The organism is Bradyrhizobium sp. NBAIM08 (assembly GCF_020193935.1).
Classification (GTDB): Bacteria; Pseudomonadota; Alphaproteobacteria; order Rhizobiales; family Xanthobacteraceae; genus Bradyrhizobium; species Bradyrhizobium yuanmingense.
The window spans coordinates 84535-110715 of sequence record NZ_JADYVR010000007.1 but is presented as its reverse complement, the minus strand read 5'-3'; the positions used below and the strand labels follow the sequence as shown (position 1 = coordinate 110715).

Here is a 26181-nt window from a genome sequence, read left to right as displayed (position 1 = left end):
CACCCATGCCGAAGCTGAAGCTGCCTGATATCGACAAAGTCGTCGCCATCGACATCCACACCCATGCCGAGGAGCCCTGCGGCACCCATCCCGACGACGGCTACGACGATTTCCAGGCGCAGATGGCGGAGTATTTCAAGTCGCCGCACAAGCATCCGCCGACCGTGCCGGAGACCGCGGCCTATTACCGCTCCAAGAACATCGCCGCGGTGATCTTCCCTGTTGATGCCGAGCGCGAGACCGGCTTCCGCCGCTACAAGAACGAGGAGATGCTGGAGATCGCCTCCGAGCATCTCGACGTGCTCATCCCCTTCGTCTCGATCGACCCGCACAAGGGCAAGCTCGGGGCCCGCGAGGCGCGCAAGCTGATCGAGGAATACGGCGTACGCGGCTTCAAATTTCATCCGACCATGCAAGGCTTCTACGCCAACGACCGCATGGCCTATCCGCTCTACGAAGAGATCAACAATGGCGGCGCGATCGCGCTGTTCCACACCGGCCAGACCGGCGTCGGCTCCGGCATGCCCGGCGGCATGGGCATGCGGCTGAAATATTCCAACCCGATGTACATGGACGATGTCGCGGCCGATTTCCCCGACCTCAAGATCATTCTCGCCCACCCATCCTTCCCCTGGCAGGAAGAGGCGCTCTCGGTCGCGACCCACAAGCCGAACGTCTACATCGACCTGTCGGGCTGGTCGCCAAAGTATTTCCCGCCGATCCTGGTGCGCTACATCAACTCGATTCTCCAGGACAAGATGCTGTTCGGCTCGGACTGGCCGGTGATCACGCCGGACCGCTGGCTGTCCGATTTCGCCAAGATCGAGATCCGCGACGAAATCCGGCCGAAGGTGTTGAAGGCGAACGCGCGCAAGCTGCTGGGGATCTAGACGATCCGCTTCCATGAAACCGGCATGCAACTAGGTTTGGCCACGGGGTACATCTCGGCTGGCGTAGCCTAGCGTATCCCTTCCATCTCTGGTCCGGATTCGGACGGCGCGTAGAGTACCTCGAACACGACGCGCGCCGCCTGCTCCGGATCCTCTGGGTACGTCAGAGCGACCGACATCGTACCCACAGTTCTTTCAGGCTGGCGGCCGGGCCGCGGTCCACATCGACCTCACGACGTTGTGTGATTCCACCCGATTCAAGCTTGGGCTGCTCACCAGCGGCGTCGAAGTAGGTGGATGGGGCGCGTGATACTCCGGCGATCCAGGACGCAAAAGCAGGTTGGAGGGAAACTTTCGGGTACCCGGGTCGTTCGCTAAGACACGTTGAGCAGCGAATGCCATGTCTCGCCCCACCGTCCTGATCACCGGCAGCAGCGGCTTTCTCGGCCAGGCGATCGCGCGCGGCTTGATGGATCGTTACCAGGTCATCGGCCTCGATGTCAGCCGCCCTAAGAAGCCGTTGTCCGGCATCGAGACGATTGAGATCGACCTCACCTCGGATGCAATCGTGGCGAAGGCGCTGGACCAGGTTCGTGCGCGAACAGGCCGTCGGATCGCCTCGGTCATTCACCTTGCCGCCTATTACGACACGACCGGCGAGGACAACCCGAGATACGATGCCGTCACCGTTCAGGGAACGCGCCGACTGCTGGCGGCCCTTCAGGCATTCGACACGGAGCAGTTCGTCTTCTCGAGCACGCTGCTCGTGCATGCTCCTAGCTCGGCAAAGGGAAGAAAGATCGATGAAGATTCGCCGATCGAACCAGCTTGGGCCTATCCGCAGTCAAAGGCGAAGACCGAGACCCTGATCCTGAACGAGCATGGCAACATCAAGGTCGCGATCCTGAGGCTTGCAGGTGTCTATGACGAGGATTGCCGTGCGGCATTCATCGCGCAGCAGATCGCCCGCATCTTCGAGCGCTTGCCGACCGCTTATCTCTTCACCGGCGACATCACCACTGGCCAGCCCTATCTCCACAAGAACGACCTCGTCGAGGCCGTGGTACGCGTGGTCGATCGACGCAATGATCTTGCTGATGAAACGACACTGCTCATTGGCGAAGAGGAAACGCCGAGTTACGACGAGATGCAGAGGCGGATTGGCCAGCTTGTGCATGGGGAGAGATGGCGGACGATGTCCCTCCCGAAAGAGATGACGAAGCTCGGCACTTGGATGCAGGAGAAGGTTCTCGATCAGGATACCGACATCAAGTCGTGGATGATCGAGAATGCCGACGACCATTATGAGATCGATACTTCGCGAGCGAGGAGCCTCTTGGGGTGGAAACCCCGACACAGTCTGACCGCCACGCTGCCCGAAATGATCCGGCGGCTTAAGGTCGACCCGACGGACTGGTACGAGACGAACAAACTTCATCCTGCGACGGTCGCCGCTTCCGAACCCGAGCTCGACCAGGCCGCGGAGAGACTGCGGCAATCGGTGGAGCCTTCGAAAGATGAGGTTGAGGCCGAGACGGAACGGCATCGGGCGCGCACGCTCTGGGCGCCGCTGACCAATGCAGCGATTGGACTGTGGCTCGTCGCCTCGCCTGTCACGCTTGGTCTCTTCGATCCATCCGCGGCGCCAATTCCATCGGCGCTGGGACATGAGATCGCTTCGCCCGAGACACGTGACGGCAGGCTCGGCATCAGCGAGATCGTGTCCGGCATTCTTGTCGTCGCGTTCGCACTCATCGGCATGCGTCGGCGCTGGCGCTGGTTGCAGTGGCTCACCGCTGCCGTCGGCATATGGGTCATGTTCGCACCTCTCGTGTTCTGGACCACGAGCGCTGGAGCCTACGCCACCGATACGCTTGCTGGCATGCTGATCGTGACGCTCGCGGTGATGGTTCCTCCAACACCGGGCATCAGCCGCCAAGCCCTCGCCGCCGACGATGATCGCCCCCTCGGCTGGACCTACTCGCCATCCACATTCAGCCAGCGCCTCCACATCATTGCTCTGGCCTTTGTCGGCCTGTTCGTCTCGCGCTATCTCGCCGCCTATCAACTCGGTCATATCGACGGCTTGTGGGATCCTTTCTTCGGCCCAGGTGATGCAGCGGTCGCCAATGGCAGCGAGGCGGTGGTGACCTCCTGGGTCTCGAAGGGCTTTCCGGTCGCCGATGCCGGGTTTGGCGCCTTCGCCTACGCGCTAGATGCCCTGGCAGGCGCGATCGGCGACCGTCGCCGCTGGCGCACAATGCCATGGATGGTGATTCTGTTCGGCCTACTGGTTATCCCGCTCGGGCTCGTGAGCGTCAGCTTCATCATTATCCAGCCCCCTTTGATCGGTGCACTGTGTACGCTCTGCATCATCCAGGCCGCGATCACGATAGTGCTCATCCCCTATTCGATAGATGAGGTACTGGCGAGCTGTCAGTATCTTTGGGGCGCGAAGCAGGCGGGCCAGCCGTTCTGGCGCACTTTCTGGCGCGGTGGCCCGGCGCTCTCCGAGAAGCAGGCGCCGACGCCCGATCTCGACCGCCCGTTATCGGCGGTGCTGCGCGACATAGTCACCGGCGGCGTCAATTTTCCCTGGACGCTGGTCGCGAGCTCTTTCCTTGGAATGCTGCTGATGATCACGCCGCTTGCCTTCGGCACGAGCCCGATCCTCTACTTCAGCGACCATATCACCGGCTGCCTTGTCATCCTCGTCGCCGTTACGGCGATGGCGGAGGTGGCGCGTGCCGCGCGGTTCGCCAACGTCGCGCTCGGAGCATGGGTGGCAATCTCCCCCTTTGTCCTCGACGGCGCCACGACAACGGCGACGATAGCCAACGTTGCAACCGGTGTCCTCCTCATCGGGCTGAGCCTGCCACGCGGCACCCGTAGCGCCGCCCATTACGGCGGATGGGACCACGCAATAGTATGATGCAACGGCGGGCTCTGCGTGGGCGCCACCGAAGATGATGCGGGGAGCTTTCTCATGACGCATCTGATCGGACAGCGGCATCACGTATGGCTCGCCGAGTGCTTTATCGCTGCAACAACAGAGGTGCCCTCTCTCCCGCAGGCTTGCGGGAGCGAGTCGGGAGAGGGTGCTTCCGCAAAGGGACAATCCCCAAGAGGACAAAGCCCTCACCCGGCGCCATAGCCGATGCGAAGCATCGGCGTCTTAGAGAACGGCGGCCAGAGGCCGCCTATGCCTCTCCGCAAGCGGGAGAGGTGAACGAGCCCCACCGATCAATTCAACCTAAAGCCATTTCGCTCTAATCGTATCCTCATCGCAGCGCATGAGGGCTTCGATCCCATTGACCAAAGCCCTCGCACTCAGACGAAGGCTTCAGACTTGAGCCAAGCCTCCATCGACAAAGACCTCGCCGCCGGTCATGTAGCTGCTGTCCGAGGACGCCAGGAATGCGGCCACCGCGCCGGTCTCGCTGGGGTCGCCGACGCGCCCGATGGGCGTGGCGCTGCCGAGTGCATCGAAGGCTTCCTCGCCCACGACCTCCAGCGCCAGCTCCGTCTTGGTCGGCCCCGGCGACAGCACGTTGACGCGGATGCCCGTGCCGCGCAGGTCCAGCGCCCAGCTGCGCGCCAGATTGCGGATTGCGGCCTTGGTCGCGCTGTAGATGCTGAACTGCGGCGTCCCCATCACGCCCGTGCTCGAGCCGGTCAGGATGATCGACGATCCCCTCCGCATCAACGGCAGGGCTGTCTGCACGGTGAACACCAGCCCCCTCACATTGACATCGAAGATCTGATCGTAGTGCTCGGGGGTGATCTGGCCGAGCGGCGCAAACGCGCCGGTCCCGGCATTGGCGAACAGGACGTCGACATTGCCGCGTTCGGCCTTCACCGTCGCATACAGTCGGTCGAGGTCGGACAAGTCGGTGACCGATCCCCTGACTGCGCGCGCCGAGGACCCCAGCTGCGCGAGCGCGGCGTCGAGTGGCTCCTGCCGTCGCCCGAAGATGTAGACGAATGCGCCCTCATCGACGAACCGTTTCGCGGCTCCGAGCCCGATGCCCGTTCCACCGCCCGTCACCACCGCCGTCTTGCCTTGTAGTCTGCTCATGATGTGCTCCTTCATTGAGGTTGCACTGAGCTGGCGGCCTACCTACCTGACCACAAGTATGCACCTTTTGGTAAGTACCCAAAAAATGTCGTCAGATCGTACAGACCTCATCTCCCCGCCGGCGCAAGCCCAAGCAGACGTCCAACGTTGCACGCCGAACCTGCCCGGCTTCACCTGCGGCTTGGATGCGACCTTGCGGGTCGTCTCGGGCAAGTGGAAGCCGCTGATCCTGTACTTTGTCGCCCAGGACGGACCGACCCGTTACGGCGAGCTTCGGCGCGCCATACGCGACGTCAGCGACAAAGTGCTGATCCAGCAGCTCAAGGAGCTGGAGGCCGATGGCCTCGTGAAGCGGACCGACTACAAGGAGGTGCCGCCGCGGGTGGACTACAGCCTCACGCCTCTGGGCCAGAGCCTCGCCGAAGCGCTGGTGCCGCTCTGCACGTGGGGCACCGAGCACATGGCGGAGGTCAGCCGGGTGTTCGCAGAGCGGGCGACCTGGACGCGGCCAGGACGTCAGCCGACCGGCTAGCTCGCGCTACTCGTCGTCCGAAGTCTGCTCCGCCCCTGATAGCAGCGCGTTGCCGCAACTCGACTTGCGTCCGACTTGGGCCAACAAATGACATGCGAAGGCCACGCTATCCAGCTTCGCAATGGCGAATAGCCTCTACTCGCTTGACGATTGTTTAACCGAAATCCGCGTTAACGTTGCAGTGCTCCATGGGGCCTTGCTGCCGATTGAGTTACCATCGGCAAGAGCGTCTTTCAGCCCGGAGCAGCAAATGAAAGTGGGTTTAGAGCTAAGGCGGGTCCTGCGCGGGATTGCTTTCCTGTCCGTGCTCTGGCCCTTCTGTTCTGCGGCAATTGCGTCTGACGCCGAGACTCACCAGACGGCTGCTGCCGTTGCCGTAAGCAAGCTGGACTTTGACCGAGCCATTCAAATCTACTCCAAAGGGCTCGAGCAGCCATTCAGTCTCAAGGACCGGGCGGAGCTGCTGCTGATGAGGGGTGTAACCGCTCAGCTGGCAAAAAGATGGGACCAAGCCGAAGCCGATTTTACCGCGGCCGTCGAAATGGTCGGCTCTACCGACCAGCGCGCTTATCGGGACCGCGGCTTTTTCTATCACCACCGAGGTCACTTCGAGCTTGCGCTGGCCGACTACACCGCTGCGGCGAGGCTGTTCCCGGATAACGGAGCTTTCCCCAACGGTCAGGGGCTGGCGCTTATGGAGCAGGGCAAATTTGACGAAGCGATCACACGGTTTGACGAAGCGATAAAGCTTGAGCCGACATCAGGTCTATTCATGCTTGGAAGGGCCGAGGCCTACAATCGTTCGGGCCGACCGCAAACCGCGCTGGAGGATTACGACAAGGCGTTGGCACTCGGACATCTCACGCGAAGCGATACCTATCGACTTCGCGTGGGCGTCGGAGTCGCTCAGATCACATTGAAGAATGAGAAGGCCGCGATCGAAAGCTTGGATAAGGCTGTCGAACTCGACCCCAATTCGACTACAGCCCTCAGGTACCGAGGGCTAGCCTATGAACGGGCAGGTGAGCTTGATCGTGCGTATCGCGACTACGAGACCGTCTTAAGACTAAATCCAGGCGACGAATTTGCCGTGAAGCGGCTGCAGAGGCTCCGCGCGAACTAGGGATCAAAGGTCGCCTGATCTACAACTATTGCCTCGGATATGGCTGCTCGAGTGGCCTCGGAAACTGAAAGCATTAGGTCCGCTTCGGGTCACGCCCGGAAGAACTCAGGTCGAGCATATCGGGTCCGTTACACCCCGAGCAGCCGACATCCGACGGAGGTATCGCGTCGGCCCCTTCGGGCCAGGAGCAGTCGTATGACTTCCGAACCTGCAAGGCGCGTTAGGCGAAATTGATCAAATCTAGCAGGTAATGCGCGAGCGCCACCGGCCATAGCACACCCGACCGCCGCAGCATTAACATGAGGAAAAGGCCAACAGTAGCCGCAGAAAGGACATTACCAAGGCCGGCCCACCAATGAATTGCGCCGAACAAAACTGACGTCGTGAGAACGGCAAAAATGCCGTCACCCAGATAAGGCTGGAATGCTAGCCGGATGTATCGGCGAAATATGACTTCTTCGCTGATAGCTACCAAGGCTAAGCCTAAAAAAAGATCGAACGCTTTTAGCCATCCGGTCGGGTGCGGATATGCGCCGAGAACGGTTGTAGGGAATGCCGCATTGAGGAAAGATTGCGGCAACTGGACAAAGCGATCTAGCAAGCAAATTCCGACGATCCAAAGGACAATCTCAAAAAGTGAAATTTGACGTCCACCTGTTCGAAATGCAGCGATCCGAGCGGAAGGCACGGCCGCCAAAATGGTGAGAGCAGTGATCCGACCCACATAGTCCCAGAGAAGCCAACTTGCCGCTTGATGTTGATGCAGCCGCATAACTTGCGACGCAACTAGCGCTATAAGGGCGAGGACGAACCACCAAATCAACAGGCGCGTATCGGAGCGATTGCTCTCACGCTCTTTAGGCACGACGAAGGAGTGCTCTTCCATGCTCGATGAGATATTCGCTTTACGTTGTCACGGTGACGAATCCTTCACTCCACGCGTCCTTGTCGATTTCCATCTCGCTGACTTGGAAATTATCGGGATAGTCGCGAAAGCCCTCAAAGCGCAGCTTGCGCAGTCTTGCTGCATCTGCTTCGGCCGCGCTGCTATAGACCCCGACGAGTTTATCTTCGGTATCATTCTCATCCAGAGCATCTTCGCGCGGATAGCTATGCCAGAGCAGGAAAACTGTGCGCATTTGTGTAAGGGCCATAACCGCGTGATTGCTTACATCAGTTCGTCCAACCACCGCTGAGCCAATTTCGGCTCACCCGGAGTGTTTGAAAGGCGAGAGCCCATCTGCAGGAACCGCTCGTGGAGCTGGAAGGGTTCAATGCCGCACTTGTGGCGCAGGCGCTCGATTTTGGAGCCTAATTCAAGGAGCTCCTCCCGTGCGGGGTCGCGCAAACCAACTCGTTCGTACGAGCCGAAGAGTCCCCACTGTCCCTTAGCGCACCCCTGTAGTGCCGACAGAAGCAACTCCCTGTACGAAGCTTCAAGGGCCGCGAGCTGTCGTTCATACGAGGGTCTCATCGGCTCGAATAGGTTCTTGGGTCAAAGAATGCAGCGAGAGCGGAGACGACAGCGACAACCGCCAAGAACAGGACCGTGGTAGGATCGATGAACAGATACAAGACTGCCAGTATTCCGGCGACGGTCAGAGCTGGTCCAATGAGCGCAGGGTGCGTCTTAAGCCAGTTGATCACACTGTGGCGGACCTGAGGGACGTAGGCCGTAGCCGCGAGGAGAGCGACAAGTACAACAAGCCATTTCGGCATGGGACGAAGCGCCTTATTGCCCTACAACTACAATAGCTAAGCACGCCCGCATGAAGAATAGAGTTCAAATTATAGCGACTACCCGGCAATGTCTGTCTTGGGTCACAAGCTGCCGATCACACCTGCAGTGGCAGACGTCCGCTTTGCTCTGGTAAGCTGACGAATTATGCGCACGCCCCAATGGGAGTTCCTGTGACCACAACCCCGGAAGGACAGCCAATGCCCATCAAAGCCGTCGTCTTCGACGCCTATGGCACACTCTACGACATCCAGTCGGTCGCTGACGTCACTGAGGATGCGTTTCCCGGCTACGGCGAGATCATCACGCAGGTCTGGCGCATCAAGCAGCTTGAATACACCTGGCTGCGCTCGCTGATGCAAGCTTACCAGGATTTTGACGCGGTCACGCGCGACTCGCTCGCCTATACGCTGCGTGTGCTCGGACTCGCCTATGAGAGCGAGGCATTCGAGCGCGTCATCGAGAAATATCTGCATCTCGATCTCTATCCGGATGCGGCCGAAACGCTTGCGGCCTTAAGACCGCGCAAGCTCGCCATCCTCTCCAACGGCAGCCCGGACATGCTCAATGCGCTGGTACGCAATTCCGGGCTCGACCGCCTGCTCGATGCCACCATCAGCGTCGACGCGAAAAAGATCTTCAAGCCGAGCCCACAGGCCTATGAGCGGATCGGCGAGGTGCTCGGCACCGCGCCTGATGAGGTTCTGTTCGTCTCCTCCAATCCCTGGGACGCCGCCGGGGCAAAATCGTTCGGACTGAAGGTTGCCTGGATCGAGCGGGTGACGCCCGAAGCGATGGCGCTGGCTTGCGTCGAGAACGAACTCGTGGCACCGCTCACCATGTTCAAGGCGATCCGCACCCAGATGGACGAGCTCGGCTTTGAGCCGGATCATCGCGTCCGCGCCCTCTCCGAGTTGCCGGGAATCACTTAAGGGTCGTCGCCCGCCTGTAAGATTGGAATGAGCTGCCCGGAATGAGCCTGGAATCCGTTCGCGCCTTCTTCGCCGAGAAAGCCCCCGACATTTCCGTCATCGAATCCCCGATCAGCTCCGCGACCGTGGCGCTGGCGGCCGAAGCCTATGGTGTCGAGCCCGGAATGATCGCCAAGACGCTGAGCTTGCGGATCGGCGAGCGCGTGATCCTGATCGTCGCGGCCGGCACCTCGCGCATGGACAACAAGAAGGTCAAGGCGCAGTTCGGCGGCAAGCCGAAGATGCTGGGTCTGGAGGAAGTCGCCGACATCACGGGACACGAGGTCGGCGGCGTCTGCCCGTTCGGCCTGAAGTCGCCGCTGCCGATCTATTGCGACATCTCGCTGAAGGCCTTCGATGTCGTGGTGCCGGCTGCCGGCTCGACCCATAGCGCGGTGCGCATCACACCGGAGCGGATGGCCGAGCTGACCGCGGCCGAATGGGTCGACGTCTGCGAGCACAGGCCCTGAGCGGGGCTATTCGTCCTCGTCGTAAGGCCGCTGTGGAGGCGGCGGAGCAATGTAGCGTGGTGGTGGCGCGGCGCGACCGCGCGGAACCTGTTGCTGCGGCGGCATCTGGTTGCTGGACTGGAACACCGCACGGCAGCCGCTCGAGAGCTGTGGCGTATTCTGCTGCAAGCAGGCCACGATGCGGTTCACGTCGGGAATCTGATCGCTGCACAGGCGCCACACATCAGGTGTGCAGGCCATCTGCTGTTCCATCGTGCCGCGGTATTCCTGCGCGGATGCAGCGCTGTGCGCCATGATGCCGCCGACCGCAAGCGCCACACCTAGCGCGATCCGCTCTGTTCGCATGTCCAGATCCTTCCCAAGTCTCTCGAATTCTCTTCAATCAATGAGACGCGAGCTTGTTCTGGACCAACAACAAAATGTGAAAAGCGCGACTGGAACCATGGCAGCTCCCGCTGACGCCTTGGTCCGTGGCGCCCCAGCAACAGGGCAGAAGCAAACCGGCCTCTTGCGCCTTTCGCCATAAGGCATTTCGCCTGACGCCAAGAATCATCACGGCGCTCCCGCTAGCAATGGGCTGCAATGAGGGGAATGTCGATGCCGACTGCAAGACCGGTCTGTGCGCAAAACGTCGCCACGGCCGCAATCTTTCGCCGCAAGCTGCTGGTCACCACCGCGCTGGCGCCCCTCGTGCTGGCCTTCCCGGTCCTGACGTCCAGCCCGGCGCGCGCCGCCTGCACCGTGGCCGGCACCGGCACGATCGGCGCACTCAATTCGGGCGATGTCGCAACCTGCACCGGCCTCGGCAACACCGATCACATCAACGCCACCGGCGGCAGCAACGTCACGGTGAATGTCGGTGACGGCACCATGACGTCGCTGCTGCCGGGCGCAGGCATACCTGCGGTCGTTTTCGACGGCACCATCGGCTCGCACATCACCGTCAACAATCAGGCGACAGCCTCGACCTCCAGCGGAGCGGTTCTGCTCTCCAACGGATCGACCCACAACAATGTAACGATCGCGGCCGGCGGGATCGCGGAGGGTACGGGCAACGCCGAAGCAGCCATCGTCATCGACAATTCGAATGACAATCTCGTCAACATTCGCGGGGCGGCCGTCGGCACCGGCGCAAACACGACGGGACTCCGGATCAGCGGGACGTCGAGCGGCAATGTCGTCCTCGTCTATGACAGCGGATCGATCGGCGGCGGCCATACCGGCGTGCAATTCATCGCCGGCGGCAATTCGCTCGTCAATGGCGGCACGATCTCCGGCGGGTTCTTCCTCGCCATCCAGGGCTCTTCCGGCAGCGACACCATCTTCAACGCCGGCACCATCTCGGGCGGCGGCAGCGGAGCGATCGAGCTGAATGGCGGCGATGATCAGCTCGGCCTCGCGCCGGGCGCGACGATCACCGGGAATGTTCGCGGCGGGAGCGGTACCGACACGCTGAACTTCGGCAGCATTGGCAGCGCCACGTTCGACCTCGGCAATCTCGGCCCCGGCCTGCAATATGACGAGTTCGAGCAACTGAAGAAGAACGGCAACTCCGTCTGGACGCTGACCGGCACCACCGCCTTCAACGGCGCGACGACAGTGGACGCGGGCGGGCTGATCGTGAACGGCACATTGCCCTCGGTCGTCACGATCAATGGCGGCTATCTCGGCGGCACCGGCACCGTCGGCGGAATCGTCGTCAACAATGGCGGCATGGTCGCGCCCGGCAATTCGATCGGGACGCTCAACGTCAACGGCAACGTCGCCTTCAATGCCGGCTCGACCTTCCAGGTCGAGATCAACCCCGGCGGCCAGTCCGACAGGATCGCAGCGACCGGGACCGCCACGCTCAACGGCGGCACGGTGCAGATCGTGCCGCTTGGCGCAGGCTTTATCGCCAATACGCAATACACCATCCTCACGGCGGCGGGCGACGTCAGCGGCACGTTCGCCGCGCTCACGAGCTCTGGCAGCCCGCTAGTCACAGGGCAGCTCAGCTATGACGCCAACAACGTCTACTTCCTGCTGCAGCAGATCGGCGGCTTCGGAACGTTGTCGGGGCTGACGCCGAACCAGGCCGCGGTGGCCGGCGCACTCGACCAGGCACAGCTCGGCGGCGCATCGGGATCGCTGGCTACTGCGATCAACACGCTCGCCGCGCTCAATACGCCGGGCGTCAAGGCCGGCCTCGACGACCTGGCCGGTCAAATCCACGCCGATGGACGCCGCTTCGTCGCGGATCAAGCCGACATGTTCCAGAGCTTCATGTGGAATGCCGGAACGCAATCGCGCGGCGAGACCGTTCGGATGACCGCGTCCGCCTATGCGCCGGAGCCCACGGACCCGATCGGCAAGGCGCTGAACCGCCGCCGCGCGGCGCCGATGCAGAGCGTCTGGTTTGGCGGCTATGGCAATTGGGACAAGGTGGCCGCAAGCGACATTGCCTTCGGAACCAATTCAACCATCGCCGGCGCCGCGCTCGGCGCCGACCTCTGGCACATGCCGGGCTTTACGGCTGGCCTCGCGGTCGGCGCATCGACCGGCCAGCTGCGAATGGCCGGCCGCGGCGAGCGAATCGAGGCCAATGCCGGGCATGCCGGCGTCTACGCACGCAGCGAGGCCGGCGGCTTCAATCTCGCATCGGCGATCAGCTATTCCTTTGCGGCGCTCGACTCCTCGCGCACGATCGCGTTCCTCGGCGAGACGGCAACTGCCGCCTCGCGCGCAAACACCTTTGCCGCTTCGCTGGGCATCTCGCGGCCGTTCCAGACCGGATGGGGTCTTGTCGCCGAGCCCTTTGCCAAGGCTGATTGGTACGCGACACACCAGGGCAGTCTTTCAGAGGCCGGTGCGCCGGGGGTCAATCAGCTGGTGCGAGGCGGCAGTTTCGACCTCGGCTATGGCACGGCCGGCCTGCGCGGCAGCCAGCGCATGATGATGCCGAATGGCCACGCGGCACAGTTCGGCGCGACCATTGCCGTTCGTCATGAGTTTACCGGCAGCGCGGCGACCACGACGGCGGCGCTGGAAGGCGCACCCGGCATTCCGTTCGCGATCACCGGCGTCGAGCGCGCGCGCACGGTGGCGCTTGCCGGCGCCGAAATCCGGTGGGACCTGACGACCGCGACATCGTTCAAGGCCTCGTACGAGGGCGCGTTCGCGCCGGGATACGACCGTCACACGCTGCGCGGCCTGGTCCGCAGCGAATTCTGAGCGGCCCTACTCCACCTTGCCAATCTTCTTCACCGCCGCGATCAGCCGCTTGCTGTCGGTCGCGACGAACTCAGAGAAGGCCGGCGCGTCCTGATAGGCGACGAGGCTGCCCGAGGTCTCGAATGCCTTGAGCACATCAGGACTCGCCATCACCTGTGCCATCGCCTCGCGCAGGCGGATCGCGATCGGCGCAGGGAGAGCGCTCTGCGCGAACAGCCCGGCCCAGATGTAAAACTCGACATCCTTGTAGCCGAGCTCCTGGAATGTCGGCACATCAGGGAAGCTCGCGATGCGCTGCGCGCCGCAATTGCCGAGCACGCGCAGCTTGCCATCGTCGACCTGCGGTTTCAGCGTGCCGGGTGCGGCGGCGATCGCCTGCACGGTGCCGCCGAGGATCGCAGTCAGCGCAGGACCTGCGCCGCGGAACGGCACGTGCAGCAGCTTGATGCCGGCGCTGCTCGCGAACATCTCCATGGCCACATGCAGCGTGCCGTACGGCCCGGACGAGCCATAGGCGATCTGGCCCGGCCGCTTCTTCGCATCCTCGACGAAATCCTGCGCGGTTCTCCAGGGCGCCGAGGCCGGCACCGCGAGCAGCGTGGGATCGGCGAGCACGCGCGCGATCGGCATGAACTGCGAGACCTCGTAGGCGACGGGTCGGTCGAACAGCCGGTCGGCCTCAGGGAGCACCGCGAGCGAGGACAGCGTCATCAGCAGCGTGTAACCGTCGGGCTCGGCACGCGCGGCCGCGGCATTGCCGACCGATCCGCCGCCGCCTCCCGCCCGGTTGTCGACGATCACAGGCTTGCCGAGAATTCGCTCCAACGCCGTCGCGACCGGTCGCGCAGCGAGATCGGCCTGTCCGCCGGCCGGGAACGGAACGATCATGGTGATGTTGCGCGAGGGGTAAAGAGCTTGGGCAAAGCTTGATCGAGAGCAAGCGGCCTGTGCGAGGGGCAGCACGGCAGCGGCCTTCAGAAGTTCGCGGCGGTTCATTGGTGGGTACCTCCCCGATTGTTTTCGTGATTGGGAGGCAGCCTAACCGGAATGGATTGTGTTGCGATAGCCGTGCGCTTGCACCCTCCCCGGCGGGGCCTGGAGGGGGCGGCCGGTTGGCCGCATCTCCCCAACTACTGCGACTGCAACAGGGTGGGCAGGCTCTTGTCGAGGACGTTGCCGAGCAGTTGCCGCGTCGACGCGCGCATCACTGGATTGTTGGCGGCTTCCGGCGGTTCTGGCCACTGCGCCCAATCGATACGCAGGGTCGGCGGCCCGGTCATAAAGTTGCTTCCGCTGATCGAGCCTTCGCCGCTCTTCAGAATATCGAAGCTTTGCCCGTCATGAACGTAGATCCGTATGACCGCGTAGATGTCGGCGATGTCGTACAGCGGGCTGACCTTCATGACACCGATGCCGAAGAATCCACCCTGGCGTATTCCCTTGATCACGACGACATAGCGTTTGCATCCGGCCTGACCGGCAACTTGGCGGACGATGGCGCCGGCCTTGTCGCTGCGAACGAACATGCCAAGCCCCGGATCGTAGGAACTGAATGCGGATCTATCGGCAGCGATCCTGCGGACGACAAAACCAGAGCCGACCGCGGCCCTCACACGTTCGACAACGAGGTCATCGAGCCCGAAACCGTCGACCGGAACCTCCTTGTTCTCGTTGCCGAACACGGTCACGCCGATCTTCTTCACGATGAAGCGATCGCCCAGCAGCGATATCACGCCGACGCACGGTCCTGCAGCTTGCGGCGTGGACTGCGAAGCAGGTGCCGGCTTGGGAGGCGCGTTCTTTGCCGGCTTGGCAACCGTCGCCGGCTGGTTGGTTTGCGCCTGCGCGGGGCCGGCCAGGCACAGTGCGAAGAGGAAGAGGCAAATAAGACGAAGCATCATGTAGCGGTCGTCGGGTTGTTGAGAAACGGGAAGCAGGAAACAGAACGCGGCGCGGGTATAGACAACAAAGTTCATGACCGCAACGCGAGGGCCCTAGCGTTTCTTCAACTTGGCAAACTGCCTGGGCAAAAACTCCGTCAGCGGCAATGCCGCAGCCGCACGCAAGAGACCGCGTCGATCCATGATTTGCCCTCGCCTGATTTTCTTGTTTCGCTGCCAGGCTAACGCGCCAGGCGGCAAGAACAAGACGTTTACGAAGCGTTAGCCATATCGGGCTCCTTCAGGAACGCATGTCCGGGCCCGCTGTTGCCTTCCCAGGGAGAGTGGATGATGCGGAATCTGGCGACTATCGACGTTGCGCTGGACGAGATGCTGGTGAATCTCGCAGCGATCGTGTTGCGGCTTTCGACGCCCGAATTGACGGGAACGCCGGAAGCGCGGCGCGCGCTGGCGCGATCCGTCCATCAATATGGTGTGTGTGCGGCGCGGTCGAGCGACCCACGCGTTCACGAATTGAAGGCGCAATTGGAGGGGACGCTGAAGCCAAGCCTGCGCGTCGTCGCGATCCATGGCGTGAAGGTGTCGTAGTTCGTCATTGCGAGGAGCTCTTGCGACGAAGCAATCCAGAAACTCTCCGAGGAGACATGCTGGATTGCTTCGCTACGCTCGCAATGACGGAGAGCGTTGAAGCCGCGCGCGCTCCTACGACGCTTTGCTTTTCCCGCGCGGCCGGCGCTTGCACGTGCCCGGCAGCTTGGCTGCGAGGAAATCGGCGAGCGCTTCGACGCGCGCGGGGCGGGGGCCGCCGGGCGGGGTGACGAGGTGCACGGCGCCTTCGGCCTGCTTCCAGTCCTTCAGGATGACTTCGACCTCGCCCGACGAGATCGCCTCACCGACGATGAATTCCGGCAGCTCGGCGATGCCGAGGCCTGCGATCAACGCCGGCATCACGGCTTCGCCGTTGTTGACGCGAAGCTGGCCGCCCGGGCGCACGCTGGCCTGCTCGCCGGCCGAATTGGTGTAGTGCCAGGCGTTGGGCGTGGAGAGATAGGCGTAGCTGAAGCATTTGTGCGCGGCGAGATGCATCGGGTGCGTCGGCCGGCCGTGCTTCTTGAGATAGGACGGCGCGGCGACCGTGTACCGCGGCATGGTGAAGAGACGCCGCGCGATCAGCGAAGAGTCCGGCAGCCGCGCGATCCGAACCGCCATGTCGAAACCTTCGCCGATCAGGTCGACGGTCGCATCGCTCAAATGCAGATCGACGGAGACTTCCGGATAGGCCTGGAAGAACTCGGGCAGCAGCGGCGCCACCGCCTTGATGCCGAACGTCATGGGGACGGCGAGCCGCACCAGGCCGCGCGGCGCCACCGACTGCGCCAACGCCTCGTTTTCGGCGGCCTCGCCGTCGGCCAAGAGGCGCGTCGCGCGTTCGGCCAGCTTGTGGCCGGCATCGGTCAGCGCGAGCCGGCGCGAGGTGCGGTTGAACAGCCGCGCGCCGAGCCGCTCCTCCAATCGCGTGACCGCCTTGGACACCGTGGCCTTTGACATTCCGAGCTCGCTCGCAGCCCCCGCAAATGATCGCAGCTCCACGACTTTGGCGAAGATCGCGAGCGCTTCGAAATCTGGAAGTTTTGCCATGGCAGCCGGTCCTGATGGGGCATTTAAGGAAACAATGCGTTTCGACAGTTTCTATTTCTATACCACAGGCGAAGGCTTATCCAACAGGTCAATCCGACATCAAGGAATTGCACAGATGATCGAACTCAGACCTTTCGCGAAGCTCGGCGGCGCCGATCACGGCTGGCTCAAGGCCAAGCATCATTTCTCGTTCGCTGGCCATTACGACCCGAACAACATGGGCCACGGCGCCTTGCGGGTGTGGAATGACGACGAGATCGCGCCGAACACCGGCTTTCCCGCCCATCCCCACGCCAACATGGAGATCATCACCTATGTGCGCGAGGGCGCGATCACCCATCAGGACAGCCTCGGCAACGAGGGCCGCACCGAAGCGGGCGACGTGCAGGTGATGAGCGCCGGCAGCGGCATCCGCCACTCCGAGTACAATCTCGAGCCGACCAGGACGCGGATCTTCCAGATCTGGATCGAGCCGGCGATGCGCGGCGGACAGCCGACCTGGGGCTCGAAGCCGTTTCCAAAGGCAGACCGCTCCGGCAGGCTCGTCACCATCGCGAGCGGCTTTGCGGGCGACACGGACGCACTGCCGATCCGCGCCGATGCCCGGGTGCTCGCCACCACGCTGAAGGCGGGCGAGAGCGCGGAGTATGAGCCGCAGACGTCGCGGCATCTCTACCTGGTGCCGGCGGCAGGCGTTGTCGAGATCAACGGCGTCCGCGTCAATGCCCGCGACGGCGCCGCGATCCGCGACGAGGCCAAGCTGAAGATCACGGCGCTCGAAGATTCCGAGCTCGTGCTCGTCGACGCGGCGTGACGATCAAGCAACCAATCACCCTCACCCAATCCCAACGGAGACCACCATGACCAAAGTTCTCGTCCTCTATTATTCCGCCTATGGCCATATCGAGGCGATGGCCAATGCCGTCGCCGAAGGCGCGCGCGAGGCCGGCGCGACCGTTGACATCAAGCGCGTGCCCGAGCTGGTGCCGGCCGAGGTCGCGAAAGCCTCCTATTACAAGCTCGACCAGGCCGCGCCGGTCGCCAAGATCGAGGACCTCGCCAATTACGACGCGATCATCGTCGGCACCGGCACCCGCTTCGGCCGCATGGCCTCGCAGATGGCGAACTTCCTCGACCAGGCCGGCGGCCTCTGGGCCAAGGGCGCGCTGCACGGCAAGGTCGGCGGCGCCTTCACGGCCACCGCGACCCAGCACGGCGGCCAGGAGACCACGCTGTTCTCGATCATCACCAACTTGCTGCATTTCGGCATGGTTGTGGCTGGCATGAACTACGGCTTTGCCGGCCAGATGAAGCTCGACGAGGTCACGGGCGGTGCGCCCTATGGCGCCACCACGATCACCGGCGGCGACGGCAGCCGCCAGCCCAGCGCCAACGAGCTCGCCGGCGCGCGCTATCAGGGCCGCCAGATCGCGGAGACCGCCAAAAAGCTGCATGGCTGATGCGACCCCGGGCGGCATTCTCAGCCGGGAATGCCTCCCCAATCCGGGATTGGGATACGGTCACCATTAAATCTGCGTGATGTCGGCGTGAGGCCGAACCGGCTCCGTCGGTAGAGGTGCGGGCGCCGTCGAAAGCCACCAGCCCTCGCCGGCAAACCAGCATGTCTCGTCGGGGACGCCCTCTCTCCGCAACGACTGCACCCCTTCCCAACCTTTCGTGAACGCCTCGCCCAATCGCCGGCCGGCCTCGGCATCCTGCAATCCCGCGCAGCCGATGAATTGGGCGCGACTGAGGAATTTCGCCGGCCAGATTTCACCGTCATCCGGCCGCGTGATCATCAACATGCCGCCGTACATGCCTTCGGGCGCGAGCGGAAACACCAGCCGCCCGCCGGGCCGCAGCGCATCGAGCCATTCCGCCGCCGGCTGCGCCGCGCCCGCGCAGACATAGATCACGTCGGCCTCCGGCAGATCCGCCGCGATGCCCGAGCGTCCGCGCACGTCTACATGGGCGATGTCCTTCAGATTGTCGCGCGCAAGTCCCGCCAGACGTTCATCGATCTCATAGGCGTGAACGCGGCCGCCGGGACCGACGAGATGCGCGAGAATTGCGGTGTAATAGCCGCTGCCGGCGCCGATCTGGACCACGGTCTCGCCTTCCTTCACCGCGCAGCCGCTGAGCCAGTAGGCGTGCGCGCCGGGCATGCCGATGTTGAGACCGCGCGCCGGGTTCAGCGCCAACAGCGCGTTCTGATAGAGGAAGGCGGGATCATCGTCAGGCGTGGCCACATAGGGATGACCGCCGAGACAGATCGACCACGGCCCGGGCCCGGCGAACGGCTCGCGCCTGACGGTCCGAAACGCCTGCTCGAGGCGGGGGTCTGCAGCCTTCGCAGCACCGCAAATCAACTGCGCATAGAACGCACGATATTTTGCCGAACGGTCTTCCATGTCGCCTCCGGGGAAAGGAAGCGACGATAACACAACGAGGACGATCATCGGAAGGCTTGCGCAATCACGGCCTTTGTGACGGCGCCGTGACGTAGCCACGCCTCAACTCCGTTCCATTTTCTTCCTGACGAGGTCCTTGCCGATCGGCCGCACGGGTTCGCTCCGTAGCACCAGCGAGGTCGTCACAGCGCCGAAACCTGCAATGCGATCCACGATGGTCTCGAGATCCTCCGGCGCCGGAACGAGCACCTTGAGCACGAAACAGTCATCGCCCGTGACGCGATGGACTTCGATGATGTGAGGGATTTCGCTGAACCGCTTGAGGCAGTTCTTGATGTGCTCGTGCGAGGTGCGCAGGCGCACCAGCGCCATCAGGCCGAGCCCGAGAGCGCGCGGGTTGATGCGGGCGCCATAGCCCTCGATGATGCCGGCTTCCTCGAGCCGCTTGACGCGTTCGGACACGGCCGGCTGGGACAGCCCGACGGAGCGGCCGAGCTCGGACAACGGCACGCGCGCATTGGCCTGCAGCGCCTCGAGGATCTTCAAATCCTTGGCATCGATGCTCCCGAAGCGATCCAAACTCAATTCTCCGTTCCACCTTGAGATCATCGGCAGATGGTCGATTTCGCCGATGACTTGCCATGTGATGCAGGACCGCGATCGGTCACACTGCGGCGTCACCTCAGATATCACGGGACGTTCATGCACGACATCATCACATTGCCCGGGCTCGGCGGCTCCGGAGATACCCACTGGCAGACGATATGGGAGCGCGCTGATGCGCGCTTCACGCGATTCCAGCCGGCGAACTGGGACCAGCCGGAGCTCGACGACTGGGAGCAAGCCCTGGAGCACGCGGTCGCGCGCTGCGCCAGGCCGCCCGTCCTGGTCGCACACAGCCTCGCCTGCCTTTTGGTGGCGCACTGGGCCGCGCGCTTCCCTTCCGCGATTGCGGGCGCCTTTCTGGTCGCCGTGCCCGATCCTGATGGCGGCCATTTTCCCGCGGAGGCCGCAGCGTTCAAGCCGGTCCCCGGCCGCGCGTTGCGCTTTCCCGCGCTGATCATCTCGAGCACGAATGATCCATATGGAGCGCTCGAGGTGACACGGCGGCGGGCGCAGGACTGGCAGTCCGGCCTGATCGTGCCGGGCGCGCTCGGCCACATCAATGCCGCGAGCGGGCTCGGCGACTGGCCGCAAGGACGCGCGTTGCTGGATGCTTTCCGGGCGGGCCTTCCGAGGTGATGGCGAAACAGACGGCGCCCGTCAGCGCACTCTCTTGCCCATCGCCCTCGCCGCGAGGGAGGCGAGCTTCGGATAGCGCCGAAGGCCCTGCGCGGCGTGATCGCGCCAGGCGAAGGGCAGACCGCGCCAGGACAGCGCGACGCTGACATCGGTCAGCGGCACCCTCTCGGCGCCGAGGCGCCGCTTGTAGTCCTGATTGCCGATGCTGAGGTCGAAACGGCGCAGGCCTTGCGCATGCAGCGCCGCCAGGGTGCGCTCGGTGACGAGCAGACCCGGCGAGCAGCTCGACCATTGATCGCCGCCATGGCTGATGCGCAGCAGGACATAGGTCGCGCCATGCTTGACGCCGAGCGCGGTGGCGACAATGCCTTCCTCGCACACCAGTGCCGAGACCATGGCATGACCTCCCGCGAGGCCCCGGCGGACGACCTCGCGATAGAATCGCGCATGAGTCTCGTCGTTGAGAACGAACCGCGAGCCGAGCTTTTGCATGCGTGCCTGCTGCTGGAGATCCATCACGTCCAACAGCTCGTGCGCACGCCCGACATCGGCGGCGATCTCGAACCGCGCACCGGCAAGACGGCTGAAGACCCGCCAGCAGCGCGGCATCTGCAGGCGCTTGATCGCGGCCTGATAGCCGCCATAGTCGTCGCCCATCAACACGAGATTGCCGTTGAGCGAGGAGGATCCGATCCGGCCGAGCGATACCAGCGGGTTCCGCTTGCCGCCGACCTCCGCCGGCATCTTCTTCAGGCGGAGCAGATCGAAACGGTCGGGCAGAGCGCGTAGCGCGCCGATCAGCGCCGTGTTGATCGCGTCCGTCGCGCCCGCATCCAACGCGGCATCGAGCGCCAGGATCGGTGCGTTGTTGTCGGAGACGCCGAGGTCCGCGAACTCGACGATGCGGATGCCGCGCCTGACATGGCTGATCATCGGCACGATTGCGATGTCCTTGCCGGTGGCAGCATCGGAGATCACGGCGATCAGTGGCGCGACGTCGTGAAACGACTCGTACCAGGCGCCGAGCCAGTTAGCATGCTGGAAGGCGGTGCGGTGCCCGGCGCTCAGGCGCGAGGCCGCGTGCCGCCAGTCACGCAGGAAATCGACCGCGATGGCCGACGCGCTGGACGCAAGATCGTCGGGCTGATCAACGCTGAGGAAGGTCATGCGCGGGGCTCGGTCTGCTCGATGCATTGGAACCTCGCCAGGAAGTGCAGGCCGGCCACCGCCAGCGCGAACATGAACCAGATCGGATTCTGTCGTTCGAGCAGGAAGGTCTCGGTGGCACCGTAGTACAGGCCGAACAGCCACACGGTCAGGAACAGCTTGGCCAGTGCGCCACTGCGGCTGTGAGCCTGCGCCGTCTGGAAATTGCGGAGCGGGGCGAGCACGAAGATGAGGATCACCAGCAGCAGCCCCGGCAGACCGATCGTGACCGCGAGATCGAGGTAGCTATTGTGGCTGTGCGCCGCCGATGTCGCCCATTCGGCTCCTTCCGCGGTGGCCCGCGCACTCACGTCGTCCCAGAACGCAGAATAGCCGTGGCCGATGATCGGCTTCTCCGAGACGGCCGCGAGCGCGAAGTCCCAGATCGCGGAGCGTCCGGTGAAGGTGGGATCGAGCGGAAGCAGCCGTGTCATCGCCGCCAGCACCGGACTGACGACACTGCCGACGGTCAACAGGTTCATCGCAACCAGCGGCACGAAGCAGATGAGCCGCTTCAGCCACAGGCTTGGCGTGACATAGACCAGCGAAGCGAGCACGTAGATCGCAAGGCACAGCACCGAGGACGTCTTGCCGCCGGTGAAGATCAGGAAGGTGCCGGCCAGCACGGCGATCACAGGCCCCATCACGAACGAGCCGACGGCGGACAGGTAGATGCCGACATAGACCAGGATGGTCATCACGGCGGAGGCGATATTCTTGTGGCCGAAGCTGCCGCGCCAGTCGCCGGCAAGCTGCGGCTCGGTGACGTCGAGCGCCGTGTGGACCGCATATTGCGGCGCGAGGAGGACGCCGAGATAGCACAGCGCGAGCAGCACGAGCGCGGAGCCGCCCAGGCAAAGGTTGAAGCTGCGCCGCGTCGGCGGCAGCAACGGCAACACGATGGCGAGCGACGTCACGCTAACGGTGAGCACGAATCGCTGCATCGAAACGCCGCGGCTTTCGGAGAACACGATGTTGATCACAAGCCAGACCAGCAGGCAGAGATGCAGCGGCGTCACCAGGCTCTTCAGCGCGAGCGCATCGGTGGCAGCGACACACAGTATAGCGAACGCAGCCAGCAGACCCCAGGCGATATAGGTCAGCGCCATTCGTCCGCCGACGATCATGGTGACGTCGGGATTGCGCAGGTCCGGGAACGGATCGAGTGTCACCAGCACCAGCAGCAGCGCCCCGACCGCGACGAGGCAGCGCGCCACCTGCACGGCATCGAGCCCTGCGAGGCGATCACGCAGGATATGGCCGAACGATCGGGCCCCGACGTCGGTCATGTTGGCGGCACTGCGGTCCATGGCTCAAGACATTCGGTAACGCCAGTGAAGCTTGGGGTCGCGGCTCAACCCTTCCGAGGCTTCGTCAACGGGTCTTGCGGAGGTCTGCGACATCGCGGGCTGCCGCATGATGCTCCGCGCGATCTCGCAATATTGCAGCGCCCGTTGCTCCAGCGTGAGATTGTCCAGGATGTAGCCGCGCGGATCGAACGCGCCCGCGGTGCACCCGGCCCAGAAATTGTCCCAGCCCGTCTCGAAGCCGGCGATGTCGGTGAACTTGACCCCGCAGCGTTCGTCCCAGTACGGCACCGACGACACCGGCGCGAACTGCACGCGATGCGGATAATAGTCGGGGTCGCGCCATGGCCCGCCCGGATCCCAGGCAAACACCGGCACGCCGCAGGACAAGGCCTGCTGATAGGCGATGCCCTGGCTCTCGCTTTGGCACAGGAAGATCATCGCGCGCGAACGCGCGAGCGCCGCCTGAAAATCGGCTTCCTTGTAGCTGCCGTAGCGCAGCTCCGTGAACGAGCGGCCTTCCTTAACGAGCCGGGCGCGCACGGGCTCAATCATCTCCGACGTGTAGCGCTCGCGGTCCCAGTGGACCTTGTCGTAGATCAAGACATCGACGGTCTTTTGCGCTCGAGCCGACGGCGCCCAGAGATTCGTGTCGATGCCGACAGGCCAGGCCTCGGTCTCGGGCCAATATGGCCGGTACATATCGACGTACCAGGGACCGGGCACCACGACCTTCTTCACTGGCAGACGCTTGAATAGATCAGGGTCGTCGAGCGGATGATTGTGGACGGCAGCGCCGAGCAGGATCGGGTTCTTCCATAGGAACTTGTCGAGCAGGAACGTGCGCCCGACGATACAGGCAAGCTCGTGGGGATGTTCCGCGATGTAACCGTAATCGTTGACGCGGTAGCGGATGCCGAGCCGGTCGAGCCCCGCACAGAGATTGAGGAACACGCGCAGCTGGCCACTCATGCGCGGCTCGCCGAGCAACAACCGGCGGGCGATGCGACGCAGATGCCTGTCGCCCGGAAACCAGCGGTCATCCTTGTCCTCGTAAAAGAGGTTCAGGATCATCGTATCGGGGGCGTGTTCGAACGTGTTTGCGGGCACGGGATTCCATCCGCGGCAGTCCGATGCGCATTCTCGCACGAGGCAGTCCGCCGCACTCTTCCAAATTTGCCACAGGCTTAATGCCAGCGGCTTAACGTTATTCTACGAAACCGGCGGCACACGGCCCTTCTCGGCAACGGTTCGAGCGGAATGCGAGTATCATGCGCGCACGCCGGACTTGCAGATCGCCAGCGTTACCAGCGCGGCACATGCGGTCCTGGTTAACGGATCATTAAAGGCGAGCCGTAGCTTGATCACCGCCGAAGAGGTTCTCGAACTGCCAGCCGCCTCCCGCGCGGCAGCGCCGGCGCGCTTGCCGCTTCAGGTCGGCTCGACCACACCGGTATCGGTCGTCATTCCGGCCAAGAACGTTGCGGCCTATGTCGGCGAAACGCTTGCCAGCGCTCTGGCGCAGCGCGAGGTGACCGAGGTGATCGTCGTGGACGACGGCTCGGACGACGAAACCGTTGCGATCGTCCGCGGCATGCGTGACCCGCGGCTGCACTTGTTCCACAACGATTCCGCGGGCGTATCGGCCGCACGCAATCTCGGCGCAAGACAGGCAAGCGGCGAGTGGTTGCTCTTCCTCGATGCCGACGACCGCCTGCGCCCCGGCGCGGTAGCGGCGCTGCTCGCTGCAGCGCGTAGCGCGCCGCGCGCCGTCCTCGTCTATGGCGATTACAACACGATCGACAGCGAAGGCCGCCAGATCGGCCGGCGCGGCCTCTTGAAGGGGCGCCGGAAGCCGTCCGGAGACGTGCTGACGCGGCTCGCCGCCGGCAATTTCATCGTCAATGGCGGCATCGCGCTCGCACGCGCGGAAGCTTTCCGCGCCATCGGCGGCTTCGATACGTCCCTCAAATATTGCGAGGACTGGCATTGCTGGTGCCGCCTCGCTGCGATCGGGGAGTTCGCGTTCGCGCCAGAGCTGTTGCTCGATTATCGTCTTCACACCACCAACACCATGAACGCCGCGATCCGGACGCCGAAGGACTTCTTCCCGGCCATCGCGCGGGTGTTCGATGACGGATTGATCCTGGCGAGATTGCCCGAGCACATGACAGCCGGGCTGCGCCTTGCCGCCGAGATTCATCTCGTCACCTACTCGGCGATGCAAGCGGTCCGCTTCGGCAGGTATCGCCAGGCGTTCGCTTATCTCGCGATGATCGGCCGGCAGTCGCTCAAATCGCTGCCACGCTCGGCAATCCGGGTCGCCCTCGCCCGTTTCGGTATCTAATCCTCGCCGCGTCAGGACGCGATCTTCGAGGCCTCGTAAGGCTTCGGCTCGAGGCCGAGGGCCGCCAGGGCGGCGCCAAACGCAACCATCACGGGATGCATCGCGACGACGGCTTTCGACGACGGCAACAAGGCGGCGGCGCGAAGCAGCGACAGCGGCAAGCGGCCCAGCATCTGCGCAAACACCCGCGCCCGCGCTGCTGCGCTCGGGGCGGCTTTGTACTGCACACGATAATTGATCGCGCCGATGCGCAAGCCGCGCTTTGCGATCCAGCCGAGGCTGGTGCGGCTACGCGGCACGGTCTCGGTGATGACGGCCTCCGCCGTCCAGTGGAACAGCATACCGGCGTCACGGCACCGCACGAAGAAATCACAATCGCCGCCGCCAAGAAAATTGAAGCGCAGGTCGAACGCGGGACGGTCGAACCGCTCGAAGGCGGCCCGCGTGATCAGGCAATTGCCGCAGCCGTAGATCAGCGGCACCGCACCGCTGTAGTCGTAGGCGGGACAGAAGGCGGGATGACGCGAAAGCCAGGGCTTGCTGTCGTCGTCGAAGACCGGCAGCACCGGCCCGCCAACCACTTCGGCGCCGGTCGCCTCCGCGGTGCGGACCATCAGTTCGAGCCAGTCGCTTGATGCGATCTCGTCGTCGTCGATCATCAGGAAACGGGTGGCGGCGGGAAACAGCTGCTGCGCCGTCTCGAAGGCAGCATTGATCGCCTGGCAATTTCCCTGTCGCTTCTCGATCAGGCAGACGCCCTGAAGCCTCCCATCGGCCAAGAACTCCGCGGCAACCGGCGCGCTTTCGCGCCGCACCGCATCGTTCTCGACCATGACGACGGCAAAGGAACGCGGGGTGCGCTGGTTCGCGAGCGACTCCAGCGTCAGGCGCAGGTGTTGCGGACGACGGAAGCATGGAACGCAGACGACGATGCCGACCGACAGGTCGATGACGCGAGAGCTCGCCACGATCTCCCGGTTGGGATCGCGCACGGCATCCGCGATCCGGGCCGCAGACAGGTCTGTCGGGATCAATGTCATGAGATCTAGATGTCCGAGATGTATTGAAGAATCCCTGCTTCGATCGCGCGTCCCACGACGGCACATCGCCGCGG

25 protein-coding genes are annotated in these 26181 nt (G+C 63.6%); 12 read left to right on the top strand and 13 right to left on the bottom strand.

From position 1 onward, the window contains the following. Positions 1 to 5: 5 nt before the first annotated feature. A complete protein-coding gene (locus I6F37_RS24000) occupies positions 6 to 890 on the top strand; it encodes an amidohydrolase family protein (protein ID WP_036021159.1) in 885 nt (294 codons plus the stop codon). 400 nt (positions 891 to 1290) lie between these two features. After that, complete coding sequence (locus tag I6F37_RS23995; protein ID WP_225152883.1) at positions 1291 to 3822, top strand: NAD-dependent epimerase/dehydratase family protein; 2532 nt, start codon at positions 1291 to 1293, stop codon at positions 3820 to 3822. A gap of 411 nt (positions 3823 to 4233) precedes the next feature. Here the strand turns inward: I6F37_RS23995 and I6F37_RS23990 are convergent, their stop codons facing one another. Further along, on the bottom strand, positions 4234 to 4968 hold the full coding sequence (locus I6F37_RS23990) for an SDR family NAD(P)-dependent oxidoreductase (protein ID WP_225146305.1): 735 nt from the start codon (positions 4966 to 4968) through the stop codon (positions 4234 to 4236). Positions 4969 to 5128: 160 nt separating this feature from the next. On the opposite strand from I6F37_RS23990, the gene I6F37_RS23985 reads away from it, so the two are divergent. Further along, a complete protein-coding gene (locus tag I6F37_RS23985; RefSeq protein ID WP_036021178.1) occupies positions 5129 to 5500 on the top strand; it encodes a helix-turn-helix domain-containing protein in 372 nt (123 codons plus the stop codon). 121 nt (positions 5501 to 5621) lie between these two features. Further along, positions 5622 to 6623, top strand: a complete 1002-nt coding sequence (locus I6F37_RS23980) for a tetratricopeptide repeat protein (protein WP_225152881.1) — start codon at positions 5622 to 5624, stop codon at positions 6621 to 6623. 220 nt (positions 6624 to 6843) lie between these two features. Here I6F37_RS23980 and I6F37_RS23975 read toward each other — a convergent pair whose 3' ends face one another. Together I6F37_RS23975 and I6F37_RS23970 are read right to left on the bottom strand one after the other, a co-directional pair. After that, positions 6844 to 7509, bottom strand: a complete 666-nt coding sequence (locus I6F37_RS23975) for a CPBP family intramembrane glutamic endopeptidase (RefSeq protein ID WP_225152879.1) — start codon at positions 7507 to 7509, stop codon at positions 6844 to 6846. Positions 7510 to 7528: 19 nt separating this feature from the next. After that, positions 7529 to 7762 carry a hypothetical protein gene (locus I6F37_RS23970; protein ID WP_225139381.1) on the bottom strand — a complete coding sequence of 78 codons (234 nt, stop codon included), beginning with the start codon at positions 7760 to 7762 and terminating at the stop codon, positions 7529 to 7531. Between the two features lie 799 nt (positions 7763 to 8561). Here I6F37_RS23970 and I6F37_RS23965 point away from each other — a divergent pair. Further along, on the top strand, positions 8562 to 9293 hold the full coding sequence (locus I6F37_RS23965; protein ID WP_225139382.1) for a haloacid dehalogenase type II: 732 nt from the start codon (positions 8562 to 8564) through the stop codon (positions 9291 to 9293). A 41-nt stretch (positions 9294 to 9334) separates the two neighbouring features. Further along, positions 9335 to 9802: a YbaK/EbsC family protein gene (locus I6F37_RS23960; RefSeq protein ID WP_035997420.1), complete on the top strand. Its 468-nt coding sequence runs from the start codon at positions 9335 to 9337 to the stop codon at positions 9800 to 9802. A 6-nt stretch (positions 9803 to 9808) separates the two neighbouring features. On the opposite strand, the gene I6F37_RS23955 is transcribed toward I6F37_RS23960, so the two are convergent. Next, the gene (locus I6F37_RS23955; RefSeq protein ID WP_035997417.1) at positions 9809 to 10147 is read right to left on the bottom strand and encodes a hypothetical protein; all 339 of its coding nucleotides are present in this window, start codon (positions 10145 to 10147) and stop codon (positions 9809 to 9811) included. Positions 10148 to 10399: 252 nt separating this feature from the next. Between I6F37_RS23955 and I6F37_RS23950 the strand changes: the two genes are divergently transcribed. Beyond that, positions 10400 to 13015, top strand: a complete 2616-nt coding sequence (locus I6F37_RS23950; RefSeq protein ID WP_225152877.1) for an autotransporter domain-containing protein — start codon at positions 10400 to 10402, stop codon at positions 13013 to 13015. A 6-nt stretch (positions 13016 to 13021) separates the two neighbouring features. Here the strand turns inward: I6F37_RS23950 and I6F37_RS23945 are convergent, their stop codons facing one another. Both I6F37_RS23945 and I6F37_RS23940 read right to left on the bottom strand, forming a co-directional pair. Then, positions 13022 to 14011: a tripartite tricarboxylate transporter substrate binding protein gene (locus tag I6F37_RS23945; RefSeq protein ID WP_225152875.1), complete on the bottom strand. Its 990-nt coding sequence runs from the start codon at positions 14009 to 14011 to the stop codon at positions 13022 to 13024. Positions 14012 to 14145: 134 nt separating this feature from the next. Continuing rightward, positions 14146 to 14991 carry a hypothetical protein gene (locus tag I6F37_RS23940; protein WP_146207665.1) on the bottom strand — a complete coding sequence of 282 codons (846 nt, stop codon included), beginning with the start codon at positions 14989 to 14991 and terminating at the stop codon, positions 14146 to 14148. A 255-nt stretch (positions 14992 to 15246) separates the two neighbouring features. Here I6F37_RS23940 and I6F37_RS23935 point away from each other — a divergent pair, with 255 nt between their 5' ends. Continuing rightward, entirely contained in the window at positions 15247 to 15504 is a 258-nt protein-coding gene (locus I6F37_RS23935; RefSeq protein WP_036021169.1) for a hypothetical protein, read from the top strand. 114 nt (positions 15505 to 15618) lie between these two features. Here I6F37_RS23935 and I6F37_RS23930 read toward each other — a convergent pair whose 3' ends face one another. Further along, complete coding sequence (locus I6F37_RS23930) at positions 15619 to 16554, bottom strand: LysR family transcriptional regulator (protein ID WP_035997402.1); 936 nt, start codon at positions 16552 to 16554, stop codon at positions 15619 to 15621. Positions 16555 to 16669: 115 nt separating this feature from the next. Here I6F37_RS23930 and I6F37_RS23925 point away from each other — a divergent pair, with 115 nt between their 5' ends. Then, complete coding sequence (locus tag I6F37_RS23925; protein ID WP_225111576.1) at positions 16670 to 17368, top strand: pirin family protein; 699 nt, start codon at positions 16670 to 16672, stop codon at positions 17366 to 17368. 46 nt (positions 17369 to 17414) lie between these two features. Then, on the top strand, positions 17415 to 18014 hold the full coding sequence (wrbA, locus tag I6F37_RS23920) for an NAD(P)H:quinone oxidoreductase (protein WP_225152873.1): 600 nt from the start codon (positions 17415 to 17417) through the stop codon (positions 18012 to 18014). Positions 18015 to 18080: 66 nt separating this feature from the next. Here wrbA and I6F37_RS23915 read toward each other — a convergent pair whose 3' ends face one another. Next, positions 18081 to 18965, bottom strand: coding sequence for a protein-L-isoaspartate O-methyltransferase (locus tag I6F37_RS23915; protein WP_225152872.1), 885 nt, complete (start codon positions 18963 to 18965; stop codon positions 18081 to 18083). 102 nt (positions 18966 to 19067) lie between these two features. Then, positions 19068 to 19544: an Lrp/AsnC family transcriptional regulator gene (locus I6F37_RS23910; protein ID WP_225152870.1), complete on the bottom strand. Its 477-nt coding sequence runs from the start codon at positions 19542 to 19544 to the stop codon at positions 19068 to 19070. 123 nt (positions 19545 to 19667) lie between these two features. Here I6F37_RS23910 and I6F37_RS23905 point away from each other — a divergent pair, with 123 nt between their 5' ends. Next, complete coding sequence (locus I6F37_RS23905; protein ID WP_225152868.1) at positions 19668 to 20207, top strand: alpha/beta hydrolase; 540 nt, start codon at positions 19668 to 19670, stop codon at positions 20205 to 20207. A 21-nt stretch (positions 20208 to 20228) separates the two neighbouring features. Here the strand turns inward: I6F37_RS23905 and I6F37_RS23900 are convergent, their stop codons facing one another. Genes I6F37_RS23900 through I6F37_RS23890 form a run of 3 tightly spaced genes read right to left on the bottom strand, consistent with a single transcriptional unit; the run spans position 20229 to position 23830 of the window. Next, a complete protein-coding gene (locus I6F37_RS23900; protein ID WP_225152866.1) occupies positions 20229 to 21374 on the bottom strand; it encodes a GNAT family N-acetyltransferase in 1146 nt (381 codons plus the stop codon). Continuing rightward, positions 21371 to 22723, bottom strand: a complete 1353-nt coding sequence (locus I6F37_RS23895) for an O-antigen ligase (protein ID WP_225152864.1) — start codon at positions 22721 to 22723, stop codon at positions 21371 to 21373. Before I6F37_RS23895 ends, I6F37_RS23900 begins: the two co-directional genes overlap by 4 nt. A gap of 3 nt (positions 22724 to 22726) precedes the next feature. Continuing rightward, the gene (locus I6F37_RS23890) at positions 22727 to 23830 is read right to left on the bottom strand and encodes a glycosyltransferase family 1 protein (RefSeq protein WP_225152863.1); all 1104 of its coding nucleotides are present in this window, start codon (positions 23828 to 23830) and stop codon (positions 22727 to 22729) included. Between the two features lie 250 nt (positions 23831 to 24080). Between I6F37_RS23890 and I6F37_RS23885 the strand changes: the two genes are divergently transcribed. After that, positions 24081 to 25067, top strand: a complete 987-nt coding sequence (locus tag I6F37_RS23885) for a glycosyltransferase (protein ID WP_225152861.1) — start codon at positions 24081 to 24083, stop codon at positions 25065 to 25067. An 11-nt stretch (positions 25068 to 25078) separates the two neighbouring features. Here the strand turns inward: I6F37_RS23885 and I6F37_RS23880 are convergent, their stop codons facing one another. After that, on the bottom strand, positions 25079 to 26107 hold the full coding sequence (locus I6F37_RS23880; RefSeq protein WP_035997377.1) for a glycosyltransferase family 2 protein: 1029 nt from the start codon (positions 26105 to 26107) through the stop codon (positions 25079 to 25081). Positions 26108 to 26181: the final 74 nt, after the last annotated feature.

Bases quoted from the DNA above. Each gene is read 5' to 3' on its own strand.
- I6F37_RS24000 (WP_036021159.1), top strand. From the start codon at position 6: ATGCCGAAGCTGAAGCTGCCTGATATCGACAAAGTCGTCGCCATCGAC.
- I6F37_RS23995 (WP_225152883.1), top strand. From the start codon at position 1,291: ATGTCTCGCCCCACCGTCCTGATCACCGGCAGCAGCGGCTTTCTCGGC.
- I6F37_RS23990 (WP_225146305.1), bottom strand. From the start codon at position 4,968: ATGAGCAGACTACAAGGCAAGACGGCGGTGGTGACGGGCGGTGGAACG.
- I6F37_RS23980 (WP_225152881.1), top strand. From the start codon at position 5,622: ATGGCGAATAGCCTCTACTCGCTTGACGATTGTTTAACCGAAATCCGC.
- I6F37_RS23975 (WP_225152879.1), bottom strand. From the start codon at position 7,509: ATGGAAGAGCACTCCTTCGTCGTGCCTAAAGAGCGTGAGAGCAATCGC.
- I6F37_RS23970 (WP_225139381.1), bottom strand. From the start codon at position 7,762: ATGCGCACAGTTTTCCTGCTCTGGCATAGCTATCCGCGCGAAGATGCT.
- I6F37_RS23965 (WP_225139382.1), top strand. From the start codon at position 8,562: ATGCCCATCAAAGCCGTCGTCTTCGACGCCTATGGCACACTCTACGAC.
- I6F37_RS23960 (WP_035997420.1), top strand. From the start codon at position 9,335: ATGAGCCTGGAATCCGTTCGCGCCTTCTTCGCCGAGAAAGCCCCCGAC.
- I6F37_RS23955 (WP_035997417.1), bottom strand. From the start codon at position 10,147: ATGCGAACAGAGCGGATCGCGCTAGGTGTGGCGCTTGCGGTCGGCGGC.
- I6F37_RS23950 (WP_225152877.1), top strand. From the start codon at position 10,400: ATGCCGACTGCAAGACCGGTCTGTGCGCAAAACGTCGCCACGGCCGCA.
- I6F37_RS23945 (WP_225152875.1), bottom strand. From the start codon at position 14,011: ATGAACCGCCGCGAACTTCTGAAGGCCGCTGCCGTGCTGCCCCTCGCA.
- I6F37_RS23940 (WP_146207665.1), bottom strand. From the start codon at position 14,991: ATGAACTTTGTTGTCTATACCCGCGCCGCGTTCTGTTTCCTGCTTCCC.
- I6F37_RS23935 (WP_036021169.1), top strand. From the start codon at position 15,247: ATGCGGAATCTGGCGACTATCGACGTTGCGCTGGACGAGATGCTGGTG.
- I6F37_RS23930 (WP_035997402.1), bottom strand. From the start codon at position 16,554: ATGGCAAAACTTCCAGATTTCGAAGCGCTCGCGATCTTCGCCAAAGTC.
- I6F37_RS23925 (WP_225111576.1), top strand. From the start codon at position 16,670: ATGATCGAACTCAGACCTTTCGCGAAGCTCGGCGGCGCCGATCACGGC.
- wrbA (WP_225152873.1), top strand. From the start codon at position 17,415: ATGACCAAAGTTCTCGTCCTCTATTATTCCGCCTATGGCCATATCGAG.
- I6F37_RS23915 (WP_225152872.1), bottom strand. From the start codon at position 18,965: ATGGAAGACCGTTCGGCAAAATATCGTGCGTTCTATGCGCAGTTGATT.
- I6F37_RS23905 (WP_225152868.1), top strand. From the start codon at position 19,668: ATGCACGACATCATCACATTGCCCGGGCTCGGCGGCTCCGGAGATACC.
- I6F37_RS23900 (WP_225152866.1), bottom strand. From the start codon at position 21,374: ATGACCTTCCTCAGCGTTGATCAGCCCGACGATCTTGCGTCCAGCGCG.
- I6F37_RS23895 (WP_225152864.1), bottom strand. From the start codon at position 22,723: ATGGACCGCAGTGCCGCCAACATGACCGACGTCGGGGCCCGATCGTTC.
- I6F37_RS23880 (WP_035997377.1), bottom strand. From the start codon at position 26,107: ATGACATTGATCCCGACAGACCTGTCTGCGGCCCGGATCGCGGATGCC.